The sequence below is a fragment of the Paranoxybacillus vitaminiphilus genome (assembly GCF_003259935.1).
Lineage (GTDB): Bacteria > Bacillota > Bacilli > Bacillales > Anoxybacillaceae > Paranoxybacillus > Paranoxybacillus vitaminiphilus.
This window is the reverse complement of sequence record NZ_QLMH01000009.1, coordinates 1-21,449: the sequence shown is the minus strand read 5'-3', so window position 1 is coordinate 21,449 and position 21,449 is coordinate 1. Positions and strand designations below refer to the sequence as shown.

At 40.4% G+C, this 21,449-nt stretch carries 22 protein-coding genes, 1 other RNA gene and 1 pseudogene; 5 read left to right on the top strand and 19 right to left on the bottom strand.

What is annotated here, in order from left to right:
• Window positions 1-82 precede the first annotated feature (82 nt).
• From B0I26_RS11100 to B0I26_RS11085, 4 genes are all read right to left on the bottom strand, one after another.
• Entirely contained in the window at window positions 83-346 is a 264-nt protein-coding gene (locus B0I26_RS11100; RefSeq protein ID WP_111645506.1) for a hypothetical protein, read from the bottom strand.
• Window positions 347-524: 178 nt separating this feature from the next.
• Window positions 525-1,907, bottom strand: coding sequence for an adenosylmethionine--8-amino-7-oxononanoate transaminase (gene bioA, locus B0I26_RS11095; protein WP_111645505.1), 1,383 nt, complete (start codon window positions 1,905-1,907; stop codon window positions 525-527).
• Window positions 1,897-2,622: a dethiobiotin synthase gene (gene bioD, locus B0I26_RS11090; RefSeq protein WP_111645504.1), complete on the bottom strand. Its 726-nt coding sequence runs from the start codon at window positions 2,620-2,622 to the stop codon at window positions 1,897-1,899. Before bioD ends, bioA begins: the two co-directional genes overlap by 11 nt.
• On the bottom strand, window positions 2,622-3,185 hold the full coding sequence (locus B0I26_RS11085; protein ID WP_111645503.1) for a biotin transporter BioY: 564 nt from the start codon (window positions 3,183-3,185) through the stop codon (window positions 2,622-2,624). Before B0I26_RS11085 ends, bioD begins: the two co-directional genes overlap by 1 nt.
• A 372-nt stretch (window positions 3,186-3,557) precedes the next feature.
• Between B0I26_RS11085 and B0I26_RS11080 the strand changes: the two genes are divergently transcribed.
• Both B0I26_RS11080 and katA read left to right on the top strand, forming a co-directional pair.
• Window positions 3,558-4,121, top strand: coding sequence for an FAD-dependent oxidoreductase (locus B0I26_RS11080; RefSeq protein ID WP_111645502.1), 564 nt, complete (start codon window positions 3,558-3,560; stop codon window positions 4,119-4,121).
• Window positions 4,122-4,696: 575 nt separating this feature from the next.
• Window positions 4,697-6,157 (top strand): catalase KatA, encoded by a 1,461-nt coding sequence (gene katA, locus B0I26_RS11075; RefSeq protein WP_111645501.1) that lies wholly within the window; start codon window positions 4,697-4,699, stop codon window positions 6,155-6,157.
• 213 nt (window positions 6,158-6,370) lie between these two features.
• Here katA and B0I26_RS11070 read toward each other — a convergent pair whose 3' ends face one another.
• The 13 genes and pseudogenes from B0I26_RS11070 to B0I26_RS11010 all read right to left on the bottom strand — a co-directional run bounded on the left by B0I26_RS11070 (window position 6,371) and on the right by B0I26_RS11010 (window position 18,050).
• Window positions 6,371-7,219: a sugar phosphate isomerase/epimerase family protein gene (locus B0I26_RS11070; protein WP_111645500.1), complete on the bottom strand. Its 849-nt coding sequence runs from the start codon at window positions 7,217-7,219 to the stop codon at window positions 6,371-6,373.
• A gap of 33 nt (window positions 7,220-7,252) precedes the next feature.
• Window positions 7,253-7,499, bottom strand: a pseudogene (locus B0I26_RS11065) (NAD(P)-binding oxidoreductase); the annotation flags it as partial.
• Between the two features lie 11 nt (window positions 7,500-7,510).
• On the bottom strand, window positions 7,511-8,455 hold the full coding sequence (locus tag B0I26_RS11060; protein WP_111645499.1) for an LLM class oxidoreductase: 945 nt from the start codon (window positions 8,453-8,455) through the stop codon (window positions 7,511-7,513).
• Window positions 8,456-8,648: 193 nt separating this feature from the next.
• Window positions 8,649-9,761, bottom strand: coding sequence for a tRNA 2-thiouridine(34) synthase MnmA (gene mnmA, locus B0I26_RS11055; protein ID WP_111645498.1), 1,113 nt, complete (start codon window positions 9,759-9,761; stop codon window positions 8,649-8,651).
• 192 nt (window positions 9,762-9,953) lie between these two features.
• Window positions 9,954-10,364 carry an RrF2 family transcriptional regulator gene (locus tag B0I26_RS11050; RefSeq protein WP_044893279.1) on the bottom strand — a complete coding sequence of 137 codons (411 nt, stop codon included), beginning with the start codon at window positions 10,362-10,364 and terminating at the stop codon, window positions 9,954-9,956.
• 355 nt (window positions 10,365-10,719) lie between these two features.
• The gene (locus tag B0I26_RS11045; RefSeq protein WP_111645497.1) at window positions 10,720-11,325 is read right to left on the bottom strand and encodes a DedA family protein; all 606 of its coding nucleotides are present in this window, start codon (window positions 11,323-11,325) and stop codon (window positions 10,720-10,722) included.
• A gap of 189 nt (window positions 11,326-11,514) precedes the next feature.
• The gene (locus B0I26_RS11040; RefSeq protein ID WP_044893281.1) at window positions 11,515-12,306 is read right to left on the bottom strand and encodes a TerC family protein; all 792 of its coding nucleotides are present in this window, start codon (window positions 12,304-12,306) and stop codon (window positions 11,515-11,517) included.
• A gap of 668 nt (window positions 12,307-12,974) precedes the next feature.
• Window positions 12,975-13,328, bottom strand: a transfer-messenger RNA (tmRNA) gene (gene ssrA / locus B0I26_RS11035).
• A 111-nt stretch (window positions 13,329-13,439) separates the two neighbouring features.
• Window positions 13,440-13,907: an SsrA-binding protein SmpB gene (smpB, locus tag B0I26_RS11030; protein ID WP_044893002.1), complete on the bottom strand. Its 468-nt coding sequence runs from the start codon at window positions 13,905-13,907 to the stop codon at window positions 13,440-13,442.
• A 150-nt stretch (window positions 13,908-14,057) separates the two neighbouring features.
• Complete coding sequence (gene rnr / locus B0I26_RS11025) at window positions 14,058-16,379, bottom strand: ribonuclease R (RefSeq protein ID WP_111645496.1); 2,322 nt, start codon at window positions 16,377-16,379, stop codon at window positions 14,058-14,060.
• Window positions 16,380-16,402: 23 nt separating this feature from the next.
• The gene (locus tag B0I26_RS11020; protein ID WP_111645495.1) at window positions 16,403-17,143 is read right to left on the bottom strand and encodes an alpha/beta hydrolase; all 741 of its coding nucleotides are present in this window, start codon (window positions 17,141-17,143) and stop codon (window positions 16,403-16,405) included.
• A gap of 130 nt (window positions 17,144-17,273) precedes the next feature.
• Window positions 17,274-17,507, bottom strand: coding sequence for a preprotein translocase subunit SecG (gene secG / locus B0I26_RS11015; protein ID WP_111645494.1), 234 nt, complete (start codon window positions 17,505-17,507; stop codon window positions 17,274-17,276).
• A gap of 132 nt (window positions 17,508-17,639) precedes the next feature.
• The gene (locus B0I26_RS11010) at window positions 17,640-18,050 is read right to left on the bottom strand and encodes a YjdF family protein (protein ID WP_111645493.1); all 411 of its coding nucleotides are present in this window, start codon (window positions 18,048-18,050) and stop codon (window positions 17,640-17,642) included.
• Window positions 18,051-18,507: 457 nt separating this feature from the next.
• Here B0I26_RS11010 and B0I26_RS11005 point away from each other — a divergent pair, with 457 nt between their 5' ends.
• Window positions 18,508-20,007, top strand: coding sequence for an RHS repeat domain-containing protein (locus B0I26_RS11005; RefSeq protein ID WP_245934766.1), 1,500 nt, complete (start codon window positions 18,508-18,510; stop codon window positions 20,005-20,007).
• Between the two features lie 16 nt (window positions 20,008-20,023).
• Window positions 20,024-20,473: a DUF5071 domain-containing protein gene (locus B0I26_RS11000; protein WP_052023561.1), complete on the top strand. Its 450-nt coding sequence runs from the start codon at window positions 20,024-20,026 to the stop codon at window positions 20,471-20,473.
• Between the two features lie 201 nt (window positions 20,474-20,674).
• Here B0I26_RS11000 and B0I26_RS10995 read toward each other — a convergent pair whose 3' ends face one another.
• On the bottom strand, window positions 20,675-20,920 hold the full coding sequence (locus B0I26_RS10995) for a hypothetical protein (protein WP_143271315.1): 246 nt from the start codon (window positions 20,918-20,920) through the stop codon (window positions 20,675-20,677).
• 105 nt (window positions 20,921-21,025) lie between these two features.
• On the opposite strand from B0I26_RS10995, the gene B0I26_RS18295 reads away from it, so the two are divergent.
• Entirely contained in the window at window positions 21,026-21,190 is a 165-nt protein-coding gene (locus B0I26_RS18295) for a hypothetical protein (protein WP_178378773.1), read from the top strand.
• Window positions 21,191-21,233: 43 nt separating this feature from the next.
• Here the strand turns inward: B0I26_RS18295 and B0I26_RS10990 are convergent.
• Window positions 21,234-21,449: DJ-1/PfpI family protein (locus B0I26_RS10990; protein ID WP_181502851.1), on the bottom strand; the 216-nt coding region annotated here is incomplete at its 5' end.

The following is a 21,449-nucleotide window of genomic DNA, read 5'->3' as shown; positions in this document are numbered from 1 at the left end:
TCGCTTAGAGGTGGGAGACTTCCCGGGGAACATGTTAAATATAAAAGCCTGCCATAGAACAGGCAGGCTCAAGCAATTTTTATTACCACCACATTCCTCCGTAAGGGACTCCGTATCCGTAGCCATAGAAAGGATAGCCACCATAACCATAACCGCCATAGAACGGGCTTAGTAGCGCGCCACCCAACAATCCTCCTAAAAGACCGCCGCTAAAACCGCCCAAGAATGGGCCGCCAAAGCCACCAAAGAATGGACGGCCAAAACCAAAGCCCCATGGACGCCAACCAAAGCCCCATGGACGGCCAAAACCCCATATTCTTGTATCTTGTACATTCACGTCACTCATCGCATTTATCCTCCTTAGTATTTTCTCGTTACATTTCTATACATATGTAGGACAAACGTGGAGGGCATGGGCGAATGCGCTGTATTTTTTGATTTTTTTGTTTGATTTTTGAAAAAAGCAAATCCAAGATGTTCAAAACGCAAACAAGCCGTCGAGATTCGCCCGACAGCTTGTAAATTTACATTAATTTCACTTTATTGGCTTGAACCGTTGCGTTAATCGCAGCAAAAATAATATCAACGGAGCTTTCCAGCTGTTCATCTGTCATCGCTAAAACCGGAATAAACGTCAAGACAGGTCCTAATGGTCTGATAATGAGCCCGCGCTTTCTTGCTTCCAAAATCATTTTATGCTCGATCTGCTCCGAGCGGTCAAAAATTTCTTTTGTTTTCTTATCCTTGACGATTTCGATCCCAATCATTAACCCTTTTTGACGCACATCACCGACGACTGGCAGTTCATAAAGCTTTTGCAGCTTGCCTGCCAACGCTTGAGCCTTGCGCTGTACATCGGAAACTAAGTGTCTCTTTTCAATGAGCTCTATATTTTTTAAAGCAACCGAACAAGATAATTGGTTTCCCGTATATGTATGTCCATGGAAGAAGGTTTTATTTTCATGAACTTCTCCTAAAAATGCAGAATAGATTTCTTCTGTTGTTAATGTTGCCGCAAGCGGTAAATAGCCGCCTGTGATCCCTTTTCCTAAGCATACAATATCCGGCTCGACCTCTTCTTGTTCACAGGCAAACAATGTTCCTGTTCTGCCGAATCCTACAGCCACTTCATCACAAATAAACAAAATATTGTATTTGCGGCAAAGCGTTTCAACCCCTTTTAAAAACCCTTCCGGATGCGTAATGATTCCTGCCGCTCCTTGAACGAGCGGTTCAACAATCATTCCGGCGACTTCCGAATGACGCTGTTCAAGAGTTTCCTCAAGTTGTTTTAAACAATAATTCACAATTTCCTCTTCATCGCCATATTCGTCCATCCGGTACACATAAGGAGAAGGAACTTCAATTCGTTCAAACAGCAGCGGTCTGAAGATTCGATGGAATAAATCCATTCCGCCTACACTTACCGCACCAATTGTATCTCCGTGATACGCTTCTTTTAGTGAAATAAATTTGTTTTTATGCTTGTAGCGGACAGGATCGATGTTTTGCCAATACTGATAGGCCATCTTCAAAGCAATTTCAACAGCAGCAGCCCCTGTATCGGAATAAAATACTTTTGATAATTTTCCGCCCCAAATTTCAACTAGTTTTTTCGCTAATAGAATGGAAGGAACATTGGCAGAGCCTAAAAGCGTTGAATGAGAAATTTTTTCGATTTGTTCATGCAGCGCTTCGTTTAATTCAGGGTCATTATGTCCATGTACATTTACCCATAGGGATGCATAACCATCCAAATATCGATTCCCGTCTACATCATAAAGATAACTTCCCTTTCCTCTTTCAATAATTAACGGCTTCTCTTCCAAGTAGGATTTCATTTGTGTAAATGGATGCCAAACATATTGTTTATCAAATTGTTCTAATTGTTCGTAACTATACTTCAATTGCTAATCCCCCTAACAATACATTCTTAATTTCTTTATTCGATAAAAATATTTTTGCCAATTGAATGAGACTGTCTTTTGATAAAGAATCCATTGTTGGTAATTTAGCGAGTACTGGAAGATTCAACATTTTTTGTATTGTGCGCACATTATCTAAATGAACAATATTTTTGGAGTCGAAATAATTGAAGATGAGACCAATCATATCGATATGATGCTTCTCTGCGTAAGAAACAGTGCTAACGGTATGGTGTATCGCCCCTAATCCTGCCAAAGACACAATAATCACCGGCAATTCACATTCTTTAATTAAATCTTTCGTCATATAGAACCCATTTGAATTTTCAATCAGCGGAACAGCGAGGCCACCCGCTCCCTCAACAAGAACAACATCGTACTGATTTTTTAATTCGAAAATTTTATTTTTAATTAAATCGGGACTAATCGTTGTGTTGGTTAACACCGATGCTAAGTGCGGGGAAACGGCTGGTTCCATATAATACATCCCCGTAGAGCCTTTTTCTTCTCCGAGCACTTCTTCATACCAATATTGATCGGCAAAAGAAGAAGCGTTTTCTTCGGCTAATCCTGTTTGAATCGGTTTAAAAATTTTTGTTTTCACTCCCATTTCCTGCAATGCTAGATATAGAAAGGAAGTGACAACCGTTTTGCCAATTTCCGTTCCTGTGCCTGTGATAAAAATCGCTTTTCCCATCAGGATGCAACTCCTTGTTTATTAATAATGAGACTCGTTCTTGGAAGAGCTTTTGCTGCGATAATAGAACAGATGATGCATAATAAAATATCACCTGGAATTGGAAGCACAAAACCAAATAATAATGTTTGAGCCACGGTGAACGGCTTCTCGACAATAAACTTCATCGCTGCATACAACCAAAGACAACCAAGAAGATACACAACAAGAAGGCACGCAAAATTAGCGAGAAAAATCGAAGATGTTTTTACTAATTGAAATCTCTTAACGAACCAACCATTGACATAAGCTCCTAACACAAAACCTATTAAATAGCCAAATGTAGGTTTAAAAATGTAGCTTGGTCCTCCCCCCTCCGCAAAAACAGGTGCACCTGCCAGTCCAATCAGCACATAAACAAGCTGGCTTAACATCCCGAGCTTCGGTCCTAATAAACAACCGGCTAAATAAACAGATACAATTTGCAGCGTAAATGGAACATAGGGAATCGGGACTTTAATAAATCCTCCGATTGCCGTTAACGCCGCAAAAAGAGCAACTAACACCATCGACTTCGTTTTCATTATTTACCTCCCAATCCAATATTTTGTTTCTATTCTGCATGAAAAATTATATATTTGTCAACCTTTTATTTTATTGGGTTAACATATAAGAGGGGGGTAAGGGAAGAGAGATGAACGAAGGCAGCTATGCTCTGCTTTAAAATAATTTTATTGATAAGGGAATGACAAAGTTACTTCCTAATATGTTAGTAAAAACTACATTTCTAACAGGACAGAGCTGTATATCCTTACAATTGTCATTATTATCGTGCTCTTAGATTCAATTACAGATTGATTTTTTCGGCATTTTCGATGCTTAATAATCGATTCCGTTCGCTTTTAATAGTATAATGAAAGCAATATTCATATTATTTAGAAAGGGGATGGAAAATTATGTACGATGTAGCGATTATCGGCGCTGGTCCTGCCGGAGCAAGCGCTGCGATTTTTACAGCAAAAGCAGGCAAAAAAACATTATTGATTGACAACGATAAAAGCATTACAAAACGAGCTTGGATTGAAAACCACTATGGAGTCATGGAAGCGACAGGTCCTGATCTAGTGGAAACCGGGAAAAAGCAAGCGGTTAAATTTGGAGCAGAATTGGTAGATGGCCAAGTTGTCAATATCCAAAAATCAGAAACAGGCTTTCAAGTCGAAACCGAAAACCAAACATTTGAAGCTAAACATGTTATTTTAGCAACTGGTATAGCAACTGACCTTGCTGAAAAAATTGGCGTGAAAACAAAACCAGGTACAGAGCCGCGTATTAAGACGATCATCGACGTTGATGACGCCGGCCGCACCAATATCGAAGGAATTTGGGCAGCCGGAACCGCAGCAGGAGTAAGCGTTCATACGATTATCACTGCCGGCGATGGAGCCAAGGTAGCCATTAACATTATCAGCGAGCTCAACGGCGAACGATATGTTGACCATGATGTATTAAAATCGTAAATAATATGAAAGATGTTGCCCTATGAAGTGTCTGGCCTCACACGCAATCCATATTCTCGTGTGATGTACCATATAGATAATTGTGGGGTCTGACACTTTGTTTTATCCCCTATCAATCTTCTTCCCTGTTTCTCGTACATAGTACAAATTCTTATAGAAAACTGCTTTAATTTGCGTTTTAAATATGTAATTCCCGCATAAAAACACTTTCTCCGATTTGTTTCATATAATAATGTTCCCATCTTTCAGCATCTTGGAATTCAAATGCCACATTTTCCGCGCTTTTCTTTCTCTTTTTTTGATACGTGTGGGAAGTTGAAAATCTTAAATGAAACTTATTCATTTTTTGATTGTACCAATCTGCGCTGAACGAAAAATGCTGTTCGCTTGGCTATACTTTTCATACATTTCTCATCATCTCCTTTACGATTTTCAATTTTTATATAAATTTTTTATTTATTATTTTTATCTAATTATAATTATTATAAAAAAGTATTGACTTTTGTTTGATAAGTGTTATCATTTAAAGTAACGAATCCAATAAAACATAAAAAATGCCACGAGGTGATGTTGGTATGACAAAGAAACTGACTACTAGCTGGGGTGCTCCAGTTGGAGACAACCAAAACTCAATCACAGCCGGTTCCCCTGGTCCGACATTAATTCAAGATGTCCACCTTCTTGAAAAATTAGCACACTTCAACAGAGAGCGTATTCCTGAACGCGTCGTACACGCAAAAGGAGCAGGCGCACATGGATATTTTGAAGTAACAAATGACATGTCCAAATATACGAAAGCAAAAGTTTTCAATGGAGTTGGCAAACGTACACCGGTATTTGTCCGCTTCTCGACTGTAGCCGGCGAGTTGGGATCTGCCGATACGGTTCGTGACCCGCGTGGATTTGCGGTAAAATTCTATACAGAAGAAGGAAACTACGACATTGTCGGTAACAACACGCCAATTTTCTTCATTCGCGATGCGATTAAATTCCCTGACTTTATTCATACACAAAAACGAGATCCAAGAACTCATTTAAAAAATCCAACTGCCGTTTGGGATTTCTGGTCTCTATCTCCTGAATCATTACATCAAGTCACCTATTTATTCGGCGACCGTGGCATCCCTGCTACTTACCGTCATATGAACGGTTACGGAAGCCATACATTTAAATGGGTCAATGCTGAAGGCGAAGCTGTATGGGTAAAATATCACTTTAAAACAGACCAAGGCGTTAAAAACATGGATCCAGAGCTTGCGGCAAAAATTGCCGGTGAAAATCCAGATTATCATACAGAAGATTTATTTAATGCGATTGAAAACGGAGATTATCCGTCTTGGACGCTATATGTTCAAATCATGCCGCTAGAGGATGCAAAAACATACCGTTTTAATCCGTTTGATGTGACAAAAGTATGGTCACATAAAGATTATCCATTAATTGAAGTAGGTCGCATGGTATTGAATCGAAATCCAGAGAACTATTTTGCTGAAGTAGAACAAGCAACATTCTCTCCTGGAAACTTAGTGCCTGGTGTTGAGCCGTCTCCAGATAAAATGTTGCAAGCGCGTCTATTTGCCTATGCAGATGCCCATCGTTATCGGGTCGGCGTAAACCATAACTTACTGCCAATCAACCGTCCAAGAGTAGAAGTGAACAACTATCAACGCGACGGCTTTATGCGCTTTGATAATAATGGCGGCGGTTCTGTATACTACGAACCAAACAGCTTTGGCGGGCCAACAGAAGTACCTGAACATAAAACAACACCATTCCCGGTATCCGGTTTGGCTGAAAGCGTTCCATATGATGATAACGATCACTATACACAAGCCGGCGACTTATATCGCCTCATGAGTGAGGAAGAACGAGCTCGTTTGGTTAAAAATATTGTCGAATCCTTAAAGCAAGTAGCAAAAGAAGAAATTAAACTTCGCCAAATCCGTCATTTCTATAAAGCAGATCCGGAGTATGGAAGACGTGTAGCGGAAGGACTCGGATTAAGCATTCCAGACGATGTCATTACAAATGCATAGTAGTAATAAGTAAACAAGGGATAGACGCTTATGGCTTCTATCCCTTGTTTTCAGCAAAGTTTTTATTGATATTTGTAAACCATAAACTTTTTCTGCACAATGACTATTGACTAAACCAATAATCATAAGAAACGAAAGAACCGGTTTAAACGTTGGGAAAACAATAATAAATCTTTAAGCTCCTCCCAATTCAAATTTTAGCATTAATCTATATTATGGAGTTAATTTTAAATCCGCCCAATGTGGATATGCCTCAAGTCTACGTTCCATATCACGGAACGCTTTGAGTGAACGGCTTAGCTTACTGTAAGCGTCGCCGCCTTCACTCCAGCCTTGGTAGCCAATCATTCCATTGTAACCTATCTTTTTTAACTGCCCAAGTAATGCAAAATTATCTAACTCCCCGGCGTCCAAAGGCTCGATTGTTGCCACTCCTCCAAAACCGTGCGGATTGCGACGGCTGCCAGAAATGTTCACTTGTTTCAAGTAAGGAGATACCGCTTGAAGCGTAGCTGATAGATTGGTTCCATCAACTGCGTACCAATGATAGCCGCAAAATACAATGCCGAGATTCGGATGATTGAGACGCTTACAAAGTCTCACTGCATCTTCATGACGTTCAACCCAGAATGATAGGTGTGTGTAAAGTAAGATGTTAATGTTTCTTCGCTCTGCAATCTTCAGCGCTTTTTCCAGCCACTTCACTGCGATGTCGTCCCCTTTAGGGTCTGAAGGGCGGATATGATGTCCGACAGATTGAATCGCCAGCTCTACCGTAGAGCACCCCTCCATGATCTCCAGCATTTTTAAAATGCCCGCATTTCTTGGATGATCCTCACCTAATGAAAGGTCTAACACAACGTACACGCCAGCGACATCCAGACCATATTTCTCCTTAACGTTTTTAAGCTTCTCTACATCTCTCCACCGTTCTCCGTGCCAGACGGATAAATGGGTCGCGTCATACCCGATTTCTTTTAACATTTCACATCGAGCTTCAAAGCTATAAATGCCCATTGAGTTATAAAAGGCAAAATCCATTGCGTAAAATGGGTAAGTCATATTTCCAGATTCTCCTTTTCAATGAATGCTTCATTACAGTGATTTCAACGCTTCAGCAATCTCTGTATCCCCTGACGTTAAATCGAATGCTTTTTTATACGTATTTGGTTCATCAAGAGATTGAACGATTGTTTCTTGCTACATCTTCACGTGGAATGCTCCCCCCATTTAAGTTCTCTGCTGCAGTCACCAGCCCCGTGCCTTTTTCATTACTAAGATAACCCGGACGAATAATCGTATAATTTAAACCGCTATTCATTAGCATACGGTCAGCATAATGATTGTTTCTCATTATGATAAAGCCGGAAAATGCGGAAGCACAAATTCACCTAATTCTTCGATCACTTCTTCTACTGGGCGTTGGCCATATTTTAAGTTGATGATGACATGGTTCACACCTGCATCTTGTAAAGCGGCAAGAAATTCAATCACGAAATTTCGCCCTGTACGGAATCCAAGATGAATCGGGATCGGTACATGATTTGGATCTTCTGTTAAATCAATATAAAGCGATTGAGTAAATGGCTTAAATTCCTCTGTTAACGAACGCCAATGGTCGATTAATGCTTTTTGAAATTTGAGTCCGCGTGGATAGTAAATCCAGCCATCACTATGTTCAGCAATCCATTCAGGAGACTGTCCGCTGTGACCTGTCACCATTAATGGGATGTCTGCCAATTTCGGTTTTGGCAAAAGATCTCCGTTTGTCATATGCACTCGTGCAGAGTCAATGACAGGAAAATGCTCGTTCCATGCTTTTCTCATCACAGCTACTGATTCGCGGAATAGCTCGCTCCGATCTTCTGGATTCACAGCGAACGCAGGAAATTCGATTGGACGGTCCCCTGTTGCGACACCGAGAATGAGTCTTTCACCAGATAGCCTGTCTACAGAAGCTGCCGCTTTTGCGACATGAAGAGGATGGCGCAACGTTAAAATAATACTTCCCGTTCCTAAGGCAATTTTTTCTGTGTGGGCCGCAACAAACCCTAAATACGTAAACGGATCATACATTTGCCCGACATCACCGAAATTCGGATCGCGTAATGGTACATCTCTCACAAATAATGAAGCGAAATTGAGTTCTTCTGCTCGTTTTGCTAACTTCATTTGCTTTTCTATATTCATCTCAGGGACGTCCCCCATATACGATTCAATTGGAAAGAACAACCCTAAAGTCAGTTTGTTTTCTTGATACATGCGTGAATACCCTTTATGGTTTTTAAATTTTTCCATTGTTACCACTCCTTAAGAAAAGTTGAGCCATACATAATTAAAATCATTACGTTATGCCACACCTGAAAGCTTCAAACCTCTTTTAGATCTAGTCGATACATACAGCGCTGTTAAACACAGATATAAACAATATTTATCTTTTGTAAAAAACAAATATATATAGAAAAAATCTTGAATTTCCATAACGATCTTTTTACGATGCGACAGCGGCAATAGCTGCATCATCTTTGATCACTTTGTCAATAACGGCACTGCCAAGACAAACCTCATTGTCATAAAATACCGCTACTTGTCCCGGAGTCACGGCTTTAATCGGTTTTTCGAATTCTACAAAGACCGTTCTATCCGGACGAACATGGACACGTACTTTTTGATCTTCTTGACGGTAGCGGAATTTAGCTGTACATACAAACGTACCCGGACGAACATCCCCGTTTATCAAGTTAAAGTTAGATGCAATAAGACCGGTAGAGAACAATGCCGGATGATTTTTTCCTTGAGCAACGAATAAAACATTGTTTTCTAAATCTTTATCGACGACATACCAAGGTTCGCCTGTTCCTTTGCCGCCGATGCCAAGTCCTTTTCGTTGGCCAATTGTGTAGTACATTAACCCATCATGAGTGCCCAGCACTTCCCCATCGAGTGAACGAATTTCTCCGGGCTGTGCCAGTAGAAAATTTTTTAAAAAGCTTTTGAAATTTCTTTCCCCAATAAAACAGATTCCAGTACTATCTTTTTTATTGGCGGTAGTAAGGTTCAATTCTTGAGCGATTTTTCGCACCTCATCCTTCGTTAATTCTCCTAGTGGAAACAGAACTTTAGACAAATGTTCTGCCGTTAATTGGCTGAGAAAATATGTTTGATCTTTATTGGAGTCTTTTCCGCGCAGTAAGGTAATTTGTCCGTTTTCTCTTTTGATTCTTGCGTAATGACCAGTCGCGATATAATCAGCATCCAGTGAGAGAGCGTAATCAACGAACGCTTTAAATTTAATTTCGGTATTACATAATACATCTGGATTAGGTGTTCGGCCTCGCTTCAGCTCATCGATGAAGTACGTAAATACATGATCCCAATATTCTTTTTCAAAGTTTACGCTATAGTAAGGAATACCGAGTTGATTGGCCACTCTCTTAACATCTTCATAATCTTCCGCTGCCGTACATACGCCATCATCATTCGTATCATCCCAGTTTTTCATAAATACACCGATGACGTCGTACCCTTCTTTTTTAAGAAGGTAAGCAGCCACAGAGGAATCGACCCCACCAGACATTCCGACGACAACTCGTTTTTTCTTCAACCTTATTCACCTCTCTTAAACTGAAATGTTTTTTGTTACAGTTATGTTTAAAAAAATTTATGGTGAAGCTGTCCCAAAAGCCCCAGGGTCAGATCCCACAACACAATATATAGGACATCAAATTGGATAAATCAGCTATATATTGTGAAACTCGCGTGAGGTCAGACCCTTATGAGAAATCCTCCTTTAAAACTAACTATTATTGATTTCATCAATGATATCTTTGATCGTCACACCTTTTAAATAGTTTAAAAAGTGTTCTTCCGCATTGTGAAAAATGCGAATGAGTATATCTGATAGGTTTTTACCTATTGGGCAATTCTCATTGGAATCAGGGCATTTCGGTACAAGTGTTTCCTCACTAGTAATTTTAAATATTTTGTCTAACGTAATATGTTCAGGTGGATCGTTTAAAGAGAATCCGCCTTTTGCCCCTTCTTTGGAAGTAATAATATTTTCTTTCCTTAAGGTGCTCAAAATTTTCCTTAACCTTACTGGATGGACCGAAACACTTTGAGCGATGTCTTCACTAGTCACTCGTTGGTTTTGCTTTTTGGCTAAATAAGTGACGCAGTGAACGGCAATCGAAAAATCGCTATTCATAATGAACCTTCCTCCTAAATGTAATAATAATGATTACAGTTTATCCTGTCAACTCGTAAATAACTTCTTTTGGTCTACCGTGAATAAAAGTACTGTCGGTATTAGCCATGTATGTAAGCGGACATATACCTATCGATTAGGAAATACATTGTGAAAATCACAATTGAATGATAAATATATGAATTATAAAAAAAAAAAAAAGGGATCCCAAAAACAAAAAATGGAATACCCTCTTTATTCACTATTGCCGCAAGTTCATCTTTTTTCCGTGTCATTACATTTATGTATGTTAAAATTTTCTTTAATAAACTCTTTCTCGATTTTTCCTGTGTGATAACCTGATTTTAACTAAACTTCAATCCCTATTTTTTTTAATAAACACTACCACAAATAAAATAAAGAGTAATACTAATGCTGCATAAACTACATTTGAATAAATATCCATGTAACCTACAATACTTTCCCATGATTCCCCAACAACAGTACCTATTTTTATAAGAGTAACATTCCAAATGAGGGTGCCAAGAGTTGTCAACAATAAAAAAACACTAAAGTTCATACGTGACATTCCAGCCGGTATAGAGATTAAGCTTCTTATTAAAGGGATAAAACGGCAGAAAAATACAGCCCACACACCATATTTTAAAAACCAAGCATTGGCATTATAGATGTCTTTCTTAGTTAGTCGAAGAATATGGCCCCATTTATCAACAATTTTTTCCATTCTATTCACATCGATGAGTAAGCCAATACTATAAAGAATAATAGCTCCGATCACTGAACCAATCGTTGAAAACGTTATGACCCCTATGACACTTAAATTTGTGGTGGTAGTCATAAAACCTCCAAACGTTAGTATTACCTCTGATGGAATTGGCGGGAATATATTTTCCAGTGCAATTAATAAAAGAATCCCCATATATCCGAATTTTTCTATTATCTCTATTATCCAATTTTCCATGACTTTACTCCTTTTCAAACCGCTAAGTTCTATTGAGGAATTATGATAAATTCTCTTTTTCTTTGTAAACCCCTCACTTTGAGTCAATTCGCTGAATGATTTCAAATTCTGGTTTATTATTACTTGAGCCTGAGCCGTCCAAATGAAGGGCGGCTCAAGCTATGTTTCTAAAAGGGAAAATCTTTGAAACTACCCATTTCCATTGGATTCTTCTGAGGAAGGCAGTTCTTTTTTCTCCTTTGATAAAAACCAGCCACCTAATGCGATCAGAACGAGTACAGCATAGAATGTTATTTTCCATTCAGGTGATTTTGCAAACCCTTCAGGTAATATTGCCAGCTGAGGGTGTGATAACGTATAAACAGATAGCTTTACCCCAACCCAGCCAACAATGAGAAACGCAGCGATTTCCAAACCAGGTTTCGAATGAAGCAATTTTACAAAGAAATTAGCAGCAAAGCGCATAATAATTAAGCCTATTACTCCTCCAGCAAAGATAACGAGAAACTTACCTCCATCCAGTCCGCCGATTTGCGGAAGATTTGTATTCGGAAGCGTAACTGCTAATGCTACTGCTGCAAGAATGGAGTCGACTGCAAATGCGATATCGGCCAATTCTACTTTGAAAACAGTTCCCCAAAATCCGGATTGTTTCTTTTCCTGTATTTCTTTATTTTTTTCTTTTTCTTTATTTACAGCAACTTTTCTAAAAATATGATTGATTGCGATGAATAAAAGATAAAGAGCACCTATCGCCTGAATCTGCCATACATTGACAAGGAATGAAATCACAAATAGTGAAGCAAAACGGAAAACGAATGCACCTGCAAGCCCATAAAACAACGCTTTCTTTCTTTGTTCTTCCGGAAGATGCTTGACCATAATAGCTAAAACAAGTGCATTATCAGCTGCCAAAAGCCCTTCAAGTGCAATTAGAAGTAGTAATACCCAGCTGTATTCTAATAAAATTGAAAGTTCCATGTAACCTGAATCCTCCTTTAGTATTTTACTGTAGTTTGATATTTCATTTTCTAAATAAGACCGTATTTTCCTTTAGGAGAGCCAACATTCATTTTTACCAATCATTATGAATTTTATCCTTTTTATACACTCACAAGTAAATAAATCATCGTTTTTACAACGAGTAAATGCTGTCTTTTTTTCATACACTTACCTCCAAGATTATCAAATAAAAAACCTTTACCATATTTGGTAAAGGTTTTTACATACAAATAAAGACCTTTACCAACGGGTAAAGGTCTTGCTAACAACATTACGTTGCCAACAAAGCCGGGAGCGGCAAAACTCCGAAATGACGACTTTGTTGTAAAAGCTACTCCCCTTTAGGAGAACTATTCAACTGTCTAGTTTAATCATAAAATACCTCTACGAATCTGTCAATTATTATTTGAATCATTTTTTAGCCACTATATATATGATTTCCAGAATGAATGCATTCTTTGCGTCCTTTTATGCATCTTATTTGTTTTGCAACACATTCAACTTTTTGTAATTCAAAAATGGAATTTAGAGGATTTTTTATTTCAAAATTTCAAAAGACTACACTACATTAAGAAGCATAACTTTACATTGTATGCAAAATTATGCTTCTTGTAATATATATGAATAACGTTGGTATTTCTTATGTATGGTGGAGACGGTGGGAGTCGAACCCACGTCCAGAGATATCGCCACTTAAGCATCTACGAGCGTAGTCGGTATATTTATTCTTCGCTGCATCTTCCGCCTACCGACAGGCCTCCGAGCAGCTAGTCTGATTCGTCTCTTCCCGCATCCTCAGACGGCGGACTTGGGCGTATCCCACTCACTATGAACCCCTGACCCTACCACATGGGCGATGGAGGGAGGAGTTAGCCGCAATGATTAAGCAGCTAAAGCGTAATTTTCTTTGCCAGTTATCTTTAGGTGACGTTTTTACGAGGACGATCCCCTCGGCTCGCAGCTTAAGCTCGATCTATCCCTGTCGAATCCGTAACGTCCCCATGTTTAAACAAGAGGCGTTAACGTTTGAAGCTTAAGCGCAACAATGAACTGGCATTGACAATTATTATTATAGCATATGAACTTCATTTTTCAATTGTAAAGTCTTGGTTTTACATTTTCTGACGTTCGCGGAAAGCACGTTCAATTTCCCGCTTTGCTTCTCTCTTTTTCAAGTCTTCGCGCTTATCGTATTTTTTCTTACCTTTACCAACGCCTAACAATAATTTGGCAAATCCATTTTTTATATAGAGCTTTAACGGAACAAGCGTATAACCTTGTTCTTTCGTATAGCCAATCAGTTTATTAATTTCGCGGCGGTGAAGAAGCAATTTTCTTGTGCGCAACGGATCATGATTATAGCGGTTTCCTTGTTCATAAGGGCTGATATGCATATTATGAAGGAATACTTCGCCCTTTTCCACTTTCGCAAATGAATCTTTTAAATTCACTTTTCCAGCGCGAATCGATTTAATTTCTGTTCCCTGCAAAACAAGACCGGCTTCATATGTTTCTTCAATGAAATAATCATGGTGCGCTTTTTTATTTTGTGCAATCAGTTTTCCCTCACCTTTTGGCATCCGCTTTTCCTCCCCATATAAAGACAGATTACATTTTAACAAAAACTCTCTGAAATCTCAAGAAAATAAAGCGGTTCGTAAGGGGCTGCTCCTTCGACATTGACAATATTTTCATTTCATCCAAGAAGCTAGCCCGCTTATCTTTCTTTTTTACCGTTTTTTCTTTTTCTTCTTCTTTTTCACTTTTAAGTTTGGAATATCTTCATAAAATTTCTTTTTCTTCTTTGGCTTTTTCGTTGACCATTCATCATCAACCAATTCGTTGCTGCGCTTTTTTCGTTTTTTCCGCTCTTTTTTTCCTTCAATGACAAGAGGAGCATCTTTCGCCTTTTTTCTGCGGCTTCCCTTCATGCCAACGATTTCAAAATCAACAATACGTTCCTCTTTATCTACGTTGATGACACGAACCGTAATCTCATCGCCGATGCGATATACTTTTCCGGTCCGCTCGCCAATCATCGCATAATGGTGCTCATCGTAGCGATAATAGTCATCTGTTAAGTAGCTGACATGAACAAGACCTTCAATCGTATTTGGCAGCTCAACAAATAAGCCGAAACTCGTCACAGAACTTATAATGCCGTCAAACTCCATACCGATTTTATCTTCCATAAACTCGGCTTTCTTCAAATCATCTGTTTCACGTTCCGCTTCAACCGCACGGCGCTCCATATTCGAAGCGTGCTCCGCAATATCAGGCAGCTTTTCCGCCCACTTTTCCTGCGTTTCAGCATCCAGCTGTCCGTTAATTAAATACGTACGAATGAGCCTGTGGACAATTAAATCCGGATAACGGCGAATCGGTGAAGTAAAGTGCGTATAAAATTCGGTCGATAAGCCATAGTGGCCAAGACTTTCGGCATCGTAACGCGCCTGCTTCATCGAACGAAGCATGACCGTGGAAATGACCATTTCTTCCGGCTCGCCGCGCACCGCTTCTAAAACTTCCTGTAATGCGCGCGGATGGATTTGATTCCCTGTTCCTTTGACAACGTAGCCGAAGTTTGTAATAAACTCAAGAAAACGCTGCAGTTTCTCAGGTTTTGGATCTTCATGGACACGGTAAATAAACGGTACGTTCAGCCAATGGAAATGTTCGGCGACGGTTTCGTTCGCCAGCAGCATAAATTCCTCAATGAGGCGTTCAGCAACGGAACGCTCCCGTAAGACAACATCATATGGTTTGCCGTCTTCATTAACCAATACTTTTGCTTCTTTAAAATCAAAGTCGATCGCACCGCGCTCCATCCGCTTATTGCGTAAAATTTCCGCAAGCTCCGCCATTAACTCAAACATCGGCACAAGCGGTTCGTATTTTTTTCGCAGCTCTTCGTCTTTATCAACGAGAATTTTATTGACATCCGAATAAGTCATGCGCTCTGTCGTTCTAATCACACTTTGGAAAATTTCATGGCTGACGACCTCACCGTGCTCATTCACTTCCATTTCACATGAAAGCGTCAGGCGGTCGACTTTCGGATTTAACGAGCAAATTCCGTTCGATAGACGATGCGGAATCATCGGAATGACGCGATCCACTAAATAGACGCTCGTTCCGCGCTCATATGCTTCGCGGTCAATCGGTGAGCCTTCTGTTACATAATGGCTCACGTCGGCAATGTGAACACCTAATTTGTAATTGCCGTTTTCGAGCTTCGTGACAGTAACGGCGTCATCCAAATCTTTCGCGTCCTCTCCATCAATCGTGACGATCATTTGATCGCGCAAGTCGCGGCGCCCTTTTAAATCTTCTTCCGAGATAGTATCTGGAATACTGTTAGCATGCTCAATGACATCCTCAGGAAACTGCAGCGGCAAACCATGCTTATGAATAATCGATAAAATATCAACGCCCGGGTCATTTTTATGGCCAAGAATTTTAACGACTTCCCCCTCAGCGCTGATTCGTCCTTCTGGATAAGTCGTCAGTCTCACGACAACTTTATGTCCCTCTACGGCGCCGTTTTTCGCATGTTTTGGAATAAAAATGTCATTGACAATTTTTTTATCATCAGGAATCACAAAACCGAAATTTTTACTTTCTGTGTATGTGCCGACGATTTCCGTAACGCCGCGTTCGATAATGCGAACAATCGTACCTTCTTTTCGCGCCCCTGATGTTTGCGAACTGATGCGCACTAATACGGTGTCACCATGCATCGCGTTTTTCAATTCCGAAGGCGGGATAAAAATATCATCCAATGCCGGGTCTTCAGGAACGACAAAAGCAAATCCTTTCGCATGTCCTGCTACTTTTCCGCGAACAAGATTCATTTTTTCCGGCACGCCGTAGCGGTTACTTCTTGTTCGCACAATGAGTCCCTCTTCTTCCATAGCGACAAGCGCCTTCACAAATTCCTTAAATTGTGCTGCATCTTCAATTTGAAACGCTTCCTCAAGCTCCTGCACCGTTAACGGCTTGTAAGCTTCATCTCTCATAAACGTTAACAGCTGCTCTTTTAACTCATCCATCTTTCTTCCTTCCTTTCAAGGATTTACCAATCTAATGACTCTAAAAACTCGTAAATATCCTCATGAAGTTGATCACGTTCTTTATCTAGCGTTATGACATGCCCTGATTCTTCATACCATTTAATTTTTTTCACTGGAGATTCCACTCCGTCATAAATAATATTTGCGCTATCGGTATTAATCATTTCATCGTGGCGTGCTTGAACGACGAATGTCGGCGCATAAATAAGGTCGATATTGTCGCGAACTTCAGCGATTAATTGCTGCAGCGCTTTTAACGTTTTCATCGGCGTTTTTTTGAACTCTTCCATTTCTTTTTCAATTTGTTCAGGCGTTTTTCCTTCACGTTTTTTATATTCGCGCGCATATTGTAAAACTCCTTCGTACATCGTTTCCTCGCTTTTGATGTACATTGGCGCGCACATCGGTACAATACCTGTTATAGGTACAGTGTAACCTAATTTAAGCGAAAATACGCCACCAAGCGATAAACCAACAACGGCGATTTTTTCATAACCTTTCTCTTTTAAAAACTGATAGGCATTCATCACGTCTTGCCACCAATCATCCGGACCTGTATGTACAAGCTCTTCCGGCGGCACACCATGTCCTTTATAAATCGGTGCATGACATGTATATCCTTTTGACTCAAGAAAGCGCCCTAACATACGCACATCCGATGAATTTCCTGTAAATCCGTGGAGCAGCAATACCGCACGCTCCCCAGCCTCAAACAAAAATGGTTTAGGTGAAACTAGTTTCATGATGCAAAACTCCTTTCTTTTGGGGTCTGACCCCCATCACATTAAAGTACTAAAGTAAAAATAATGTGATTGTAAGCAGTTGTAAAGAGAAAAGGCAGTCCACCATATACGGACCGCCCCCCCAAAACTATTATAGCTGAAAATACGTTACCGCAATCGTTAACACGAAGAATAATACAGATAACACAACCGTTACGCGGTGCAATACAGCATCAATACCGCGCGCTTTTTGCTTGCCAAACAATTGCTCCGCACCGCCTGTAATCGCTCCGGAAAGCCCTGCGCTTCTTCCGGATTGCAACAATACGACGGCAATCAGTGCAAGCGATACAATCACTAATAATGTCACAAGCAGAGCATGCATGTCTACTCCTCCTTCTAAAGAACGCACGTTGCAATGATTTTAATGTATCATAAATTGGCTCATTACACAATAGCGTTTCCCTTTTGGAAATACGAAAGCGGATGTCTTGAAAGCAAGACACCCAACGCTGTATTACCTTCCACGATGTTTGGCTTTCGCCTTTAAGCGCTTTAACTCTCTTTTTCGCTTGATGAGAGCTTCACGCTGTTCCTTCCGCCAAACCTTTCTCTCTTTTTTACGATGCTCCAATTCTAGCTGAAGGGCTGTTTGCGCATATGTGGAAAGTGGCCTTGTTTTCATTTCTTTTGCAGCTTCACGTTGCATTCGCTTCGGATTTTTGCGCCTTTGCATTTCAAGCGGCACGGTGGTTGTTGTGCGACACTTGTGCAACAACGATAGCATCGGACCATTAACAAATGCCAAAACTTCTTCATCTTTTGGCTCTGAACCAAATACGTAGCGAACCGCTTTTAAGGCTTCACCTTCCTTTTGCTCAACCACACCGAGCCAGAATTGTCCATCGTAAAAAACCGTCAATTTCATGAAAGGTCCCTCCTTTAAAAATTACCGACAGCGATGGACATCCCAAGGAGGGGAAGGTTACTGACACTCTTCGCGGAGTGCGCCCGGACTACCAACCGGGACTGTGTTTTTACGCTGTCTATGTTTATTATACGTACTGCATCCTCTCATATGGAAGCCGTTCTTTGCTATTTTCCTATCGAAAAAAGACCTAACCGCTCATCGGTTAGGTCTTGCCTCATCGTTGACAAGTGCCTGGCGCCGAAAAATCATATCCACTGCACTTTATCTTTGTTATTGAAAGTCACAATAACATGTTTCAAATTGTGTACTAAAATTCAGATGATATTATTTGCTGGAGAATCCATAATTCCTGGTATTCGACAAGTGACAGGCACCCATTCCCCATGGAAATGTTACATCGACATCCATTACGGCTGGTACAACGACTGATACGATTGGATACAGCTATAATCCATTGGACCAGTTAGTCGTCTTGTCAAGAAACAGCGCGAATTTAGCGAGATTTACGTACGATGAGCGCGGAAATATTTCGGCCATCATCCATGCCAATGGAACTTATACCGCTTATGAATATAACGATGCCAATCAGCTAAAATCATTGAAAAATTTCGATGCCAACGGAAATGTTTTAAACTACTTCCTCTACAGTTACGATGCGAATGGCAATATTACAGCTGTAGAAACAAAAGATGGAACGATTACGTATGAGTATGATGCATTGAATCAGCTGACAAAGGAAACACTAGCGGATGGAACAGCGATTACGTACGAATACGACGCGGTTGGCAACCGGACGAAGAAAATCGTCAACAATGGAACAACTACAACGACTACGTACACGTATGACGCCGCCGACCAACTAACAGCCGTTAACGGACAGGCATACACATATGATGTGAACGGGAATTTAACGAACAACGGCAACAAAACGTTTGTGTATGATGACGAAAACCGTCTCATTCAAGTAAAAAACGCATCGGGCACTACGATCGCAACCTATACGTATGACCATCAAGGAAGACGCATCAGCAAAACAACATCAAGCGGTACGACTTACTATCACTACGATGGCGACTCGATTCGTCTGTTGTATGAAACAGACGCCAACAACAACATCACAGCGGAATATACGTGGGACGCATTGGGCCGCCCGGTCACGATGACGAAAGCCGGAGCCACTTACTACTATCATGTGAACGGTCATGGAGATGTCGTCGCATTGACGGACGCAAGCGGAAATGTCGTCGCCCAATACGAGTATGACGCATGGGGTAACATTCTGTCCAAAACCGGTGCGATGGCAACAGCGAACCCATACCGTTATGCCGGGTATTATTACGATGAGGAAACCGGGCTATACTACCTAATGGCGCGGTATTATGATGCGAATATGGGACGGTTTATTACAAGAGATACGTTCCATGGGTTTGAAAATGAGCCGCTTAGTATAAATCAATATGTTTACACTAAAAATAATCCTGTTATATATGTGGATATAAATGGTCACTTCGCTTTTCTTTTAGTTCCATTAGCAGGTGTATCAATTTCATGGCTAACAGCAGCCGCTGTTGAGGCAACCGCAATAGTGATTGCATATGTTGCAGCAAATGAGATAGTCAGTGTTTTAGAACGTAAATTTAATAGGAAAAACCCAACAGTTATTTATCGTACTGGAAGTGGAAACGGCACTAATTTAACTCCAAGACCAAAAGATGTTAGTGGGCTATCCTATACTACAGTAAAGCCTTTATCTGGACCATATACAGCAACTACTATTGAGGCCATTAATGCAACAGGAAAACTAGTAGCAATAAAAGATGGTAAAACTCATGTGTCAGTGAGACCAGTAAATATGAAGAAAATGCAGGGATGGATAAACTCAAGGGAAAATGCTAATACTAGACCACATGAATATACAAAATTATTGCAGGCCCTTTCTGTGAAAGTTAAATAGTAGGAGATGAATTTTAATGGAACTTAGTGAAGTTAAAAGATTGATGAAAAACTTGAGTTGGAATATGCCCCAAGAAGTTCAACTATCTGCAATAAGGGAGTTAACAACAATTGATGATGAATACACTCCTTTGTTAATACAAGATACCGAGAAGCATTGTTGGGAGAATGCGGTTAAAGTTTTAAATAAAATTGGATACCCACGAAATAGGCTGGCGATACCCTGCTTAATAGAGTTAATGCAAGATATGAATTGGCCTGGTGTCCCTACAGCGATAGAGATATTGAAGAGTATAGATAAAAGTGTGATAGTTCCACATATAGAGGCTTCGCTAATAAAAGCAGCTGAGGATGACGATCGCATGTGGATAGGGGGAATTCAGAGACTTATAGATATATTACAAATTTCTGAATCAGACTTTCATGATAAGGAAGTATATAAGTTATTAAAATTATCGGATTGGTAAACCAAGAAATTAGGAGCGGGCACTTGTCTTTTATGAAATAATATTGTATAGAATCCCCCAACTGCGTAAAATGCAGCTGGGGGTGTTTTATAGGATGAGTATCTGTCACTTGGTTTATGTGACGAAGCGGGTGCCAATAAAAAATGGTAGTGCAATATATATGGGCCGCCTAGTGATGATGACGAAAGGCGGAGTCATTTACTATTTCGGTCTTCCATACTTTTTGCCAGCCTGCCTCTGTTTTTTCAATGCAATCGCTCCGAATTTGGAGCGGGAAGGCGGTTCGCCCGCTTGAAGTTGGAATGTCGCCACGATTTGGTTGCGCCCGTCTTGATCAAAATCATACAGCTCGATCGATTCGGGATCTGCAAGAACAGTGTTGGGTGGTATAAACTTTTTCGCTATTTCCATCCACTCATCGCGGGCCAAAGCATGAATGGACTGCAAGGAGAAGAGCCCTGCGAAAAGCAAAAAGCGAGCCGTTTTTTCATCTTGTTCCTCCGTTATCCGGTTTTTGAAGTTATGATTCCGGATTAGCGGCGGCATTTATACATGAAAACAGCGGCTCATCCCGGCAACATGCCGGACTTATGCAGCGCGGTGGAAAGCAGAAGAGCAGCGATCAAAGCGGGAATCGATATTGGCGAACAGTGCCTGGCACTGTTCGATAATATTTTGTGTCTAGATCATCAACAATCAATGCAACATGTTGTTTAAATCAAAAAGGCGTCCCCATAGGAGAACGCCTTAACAAACGATTTTACTTGTTTAATAACTTAATAAATTCGCGCATGAGCGCTGGTAAATCTGGCCATGCATGAGCAGATACGAAATTGTTGTCAACATGAGTTGGCTCAGATACATAGTTGGCGCCAATCGCTTCTACACCTGGCTTGCAGGCAATATATGCAGTCATGCTGCGCCCTTTCATAATATCAGGAAGGGTTTCTAATACAAGTGAAGCATGGCAAATCGC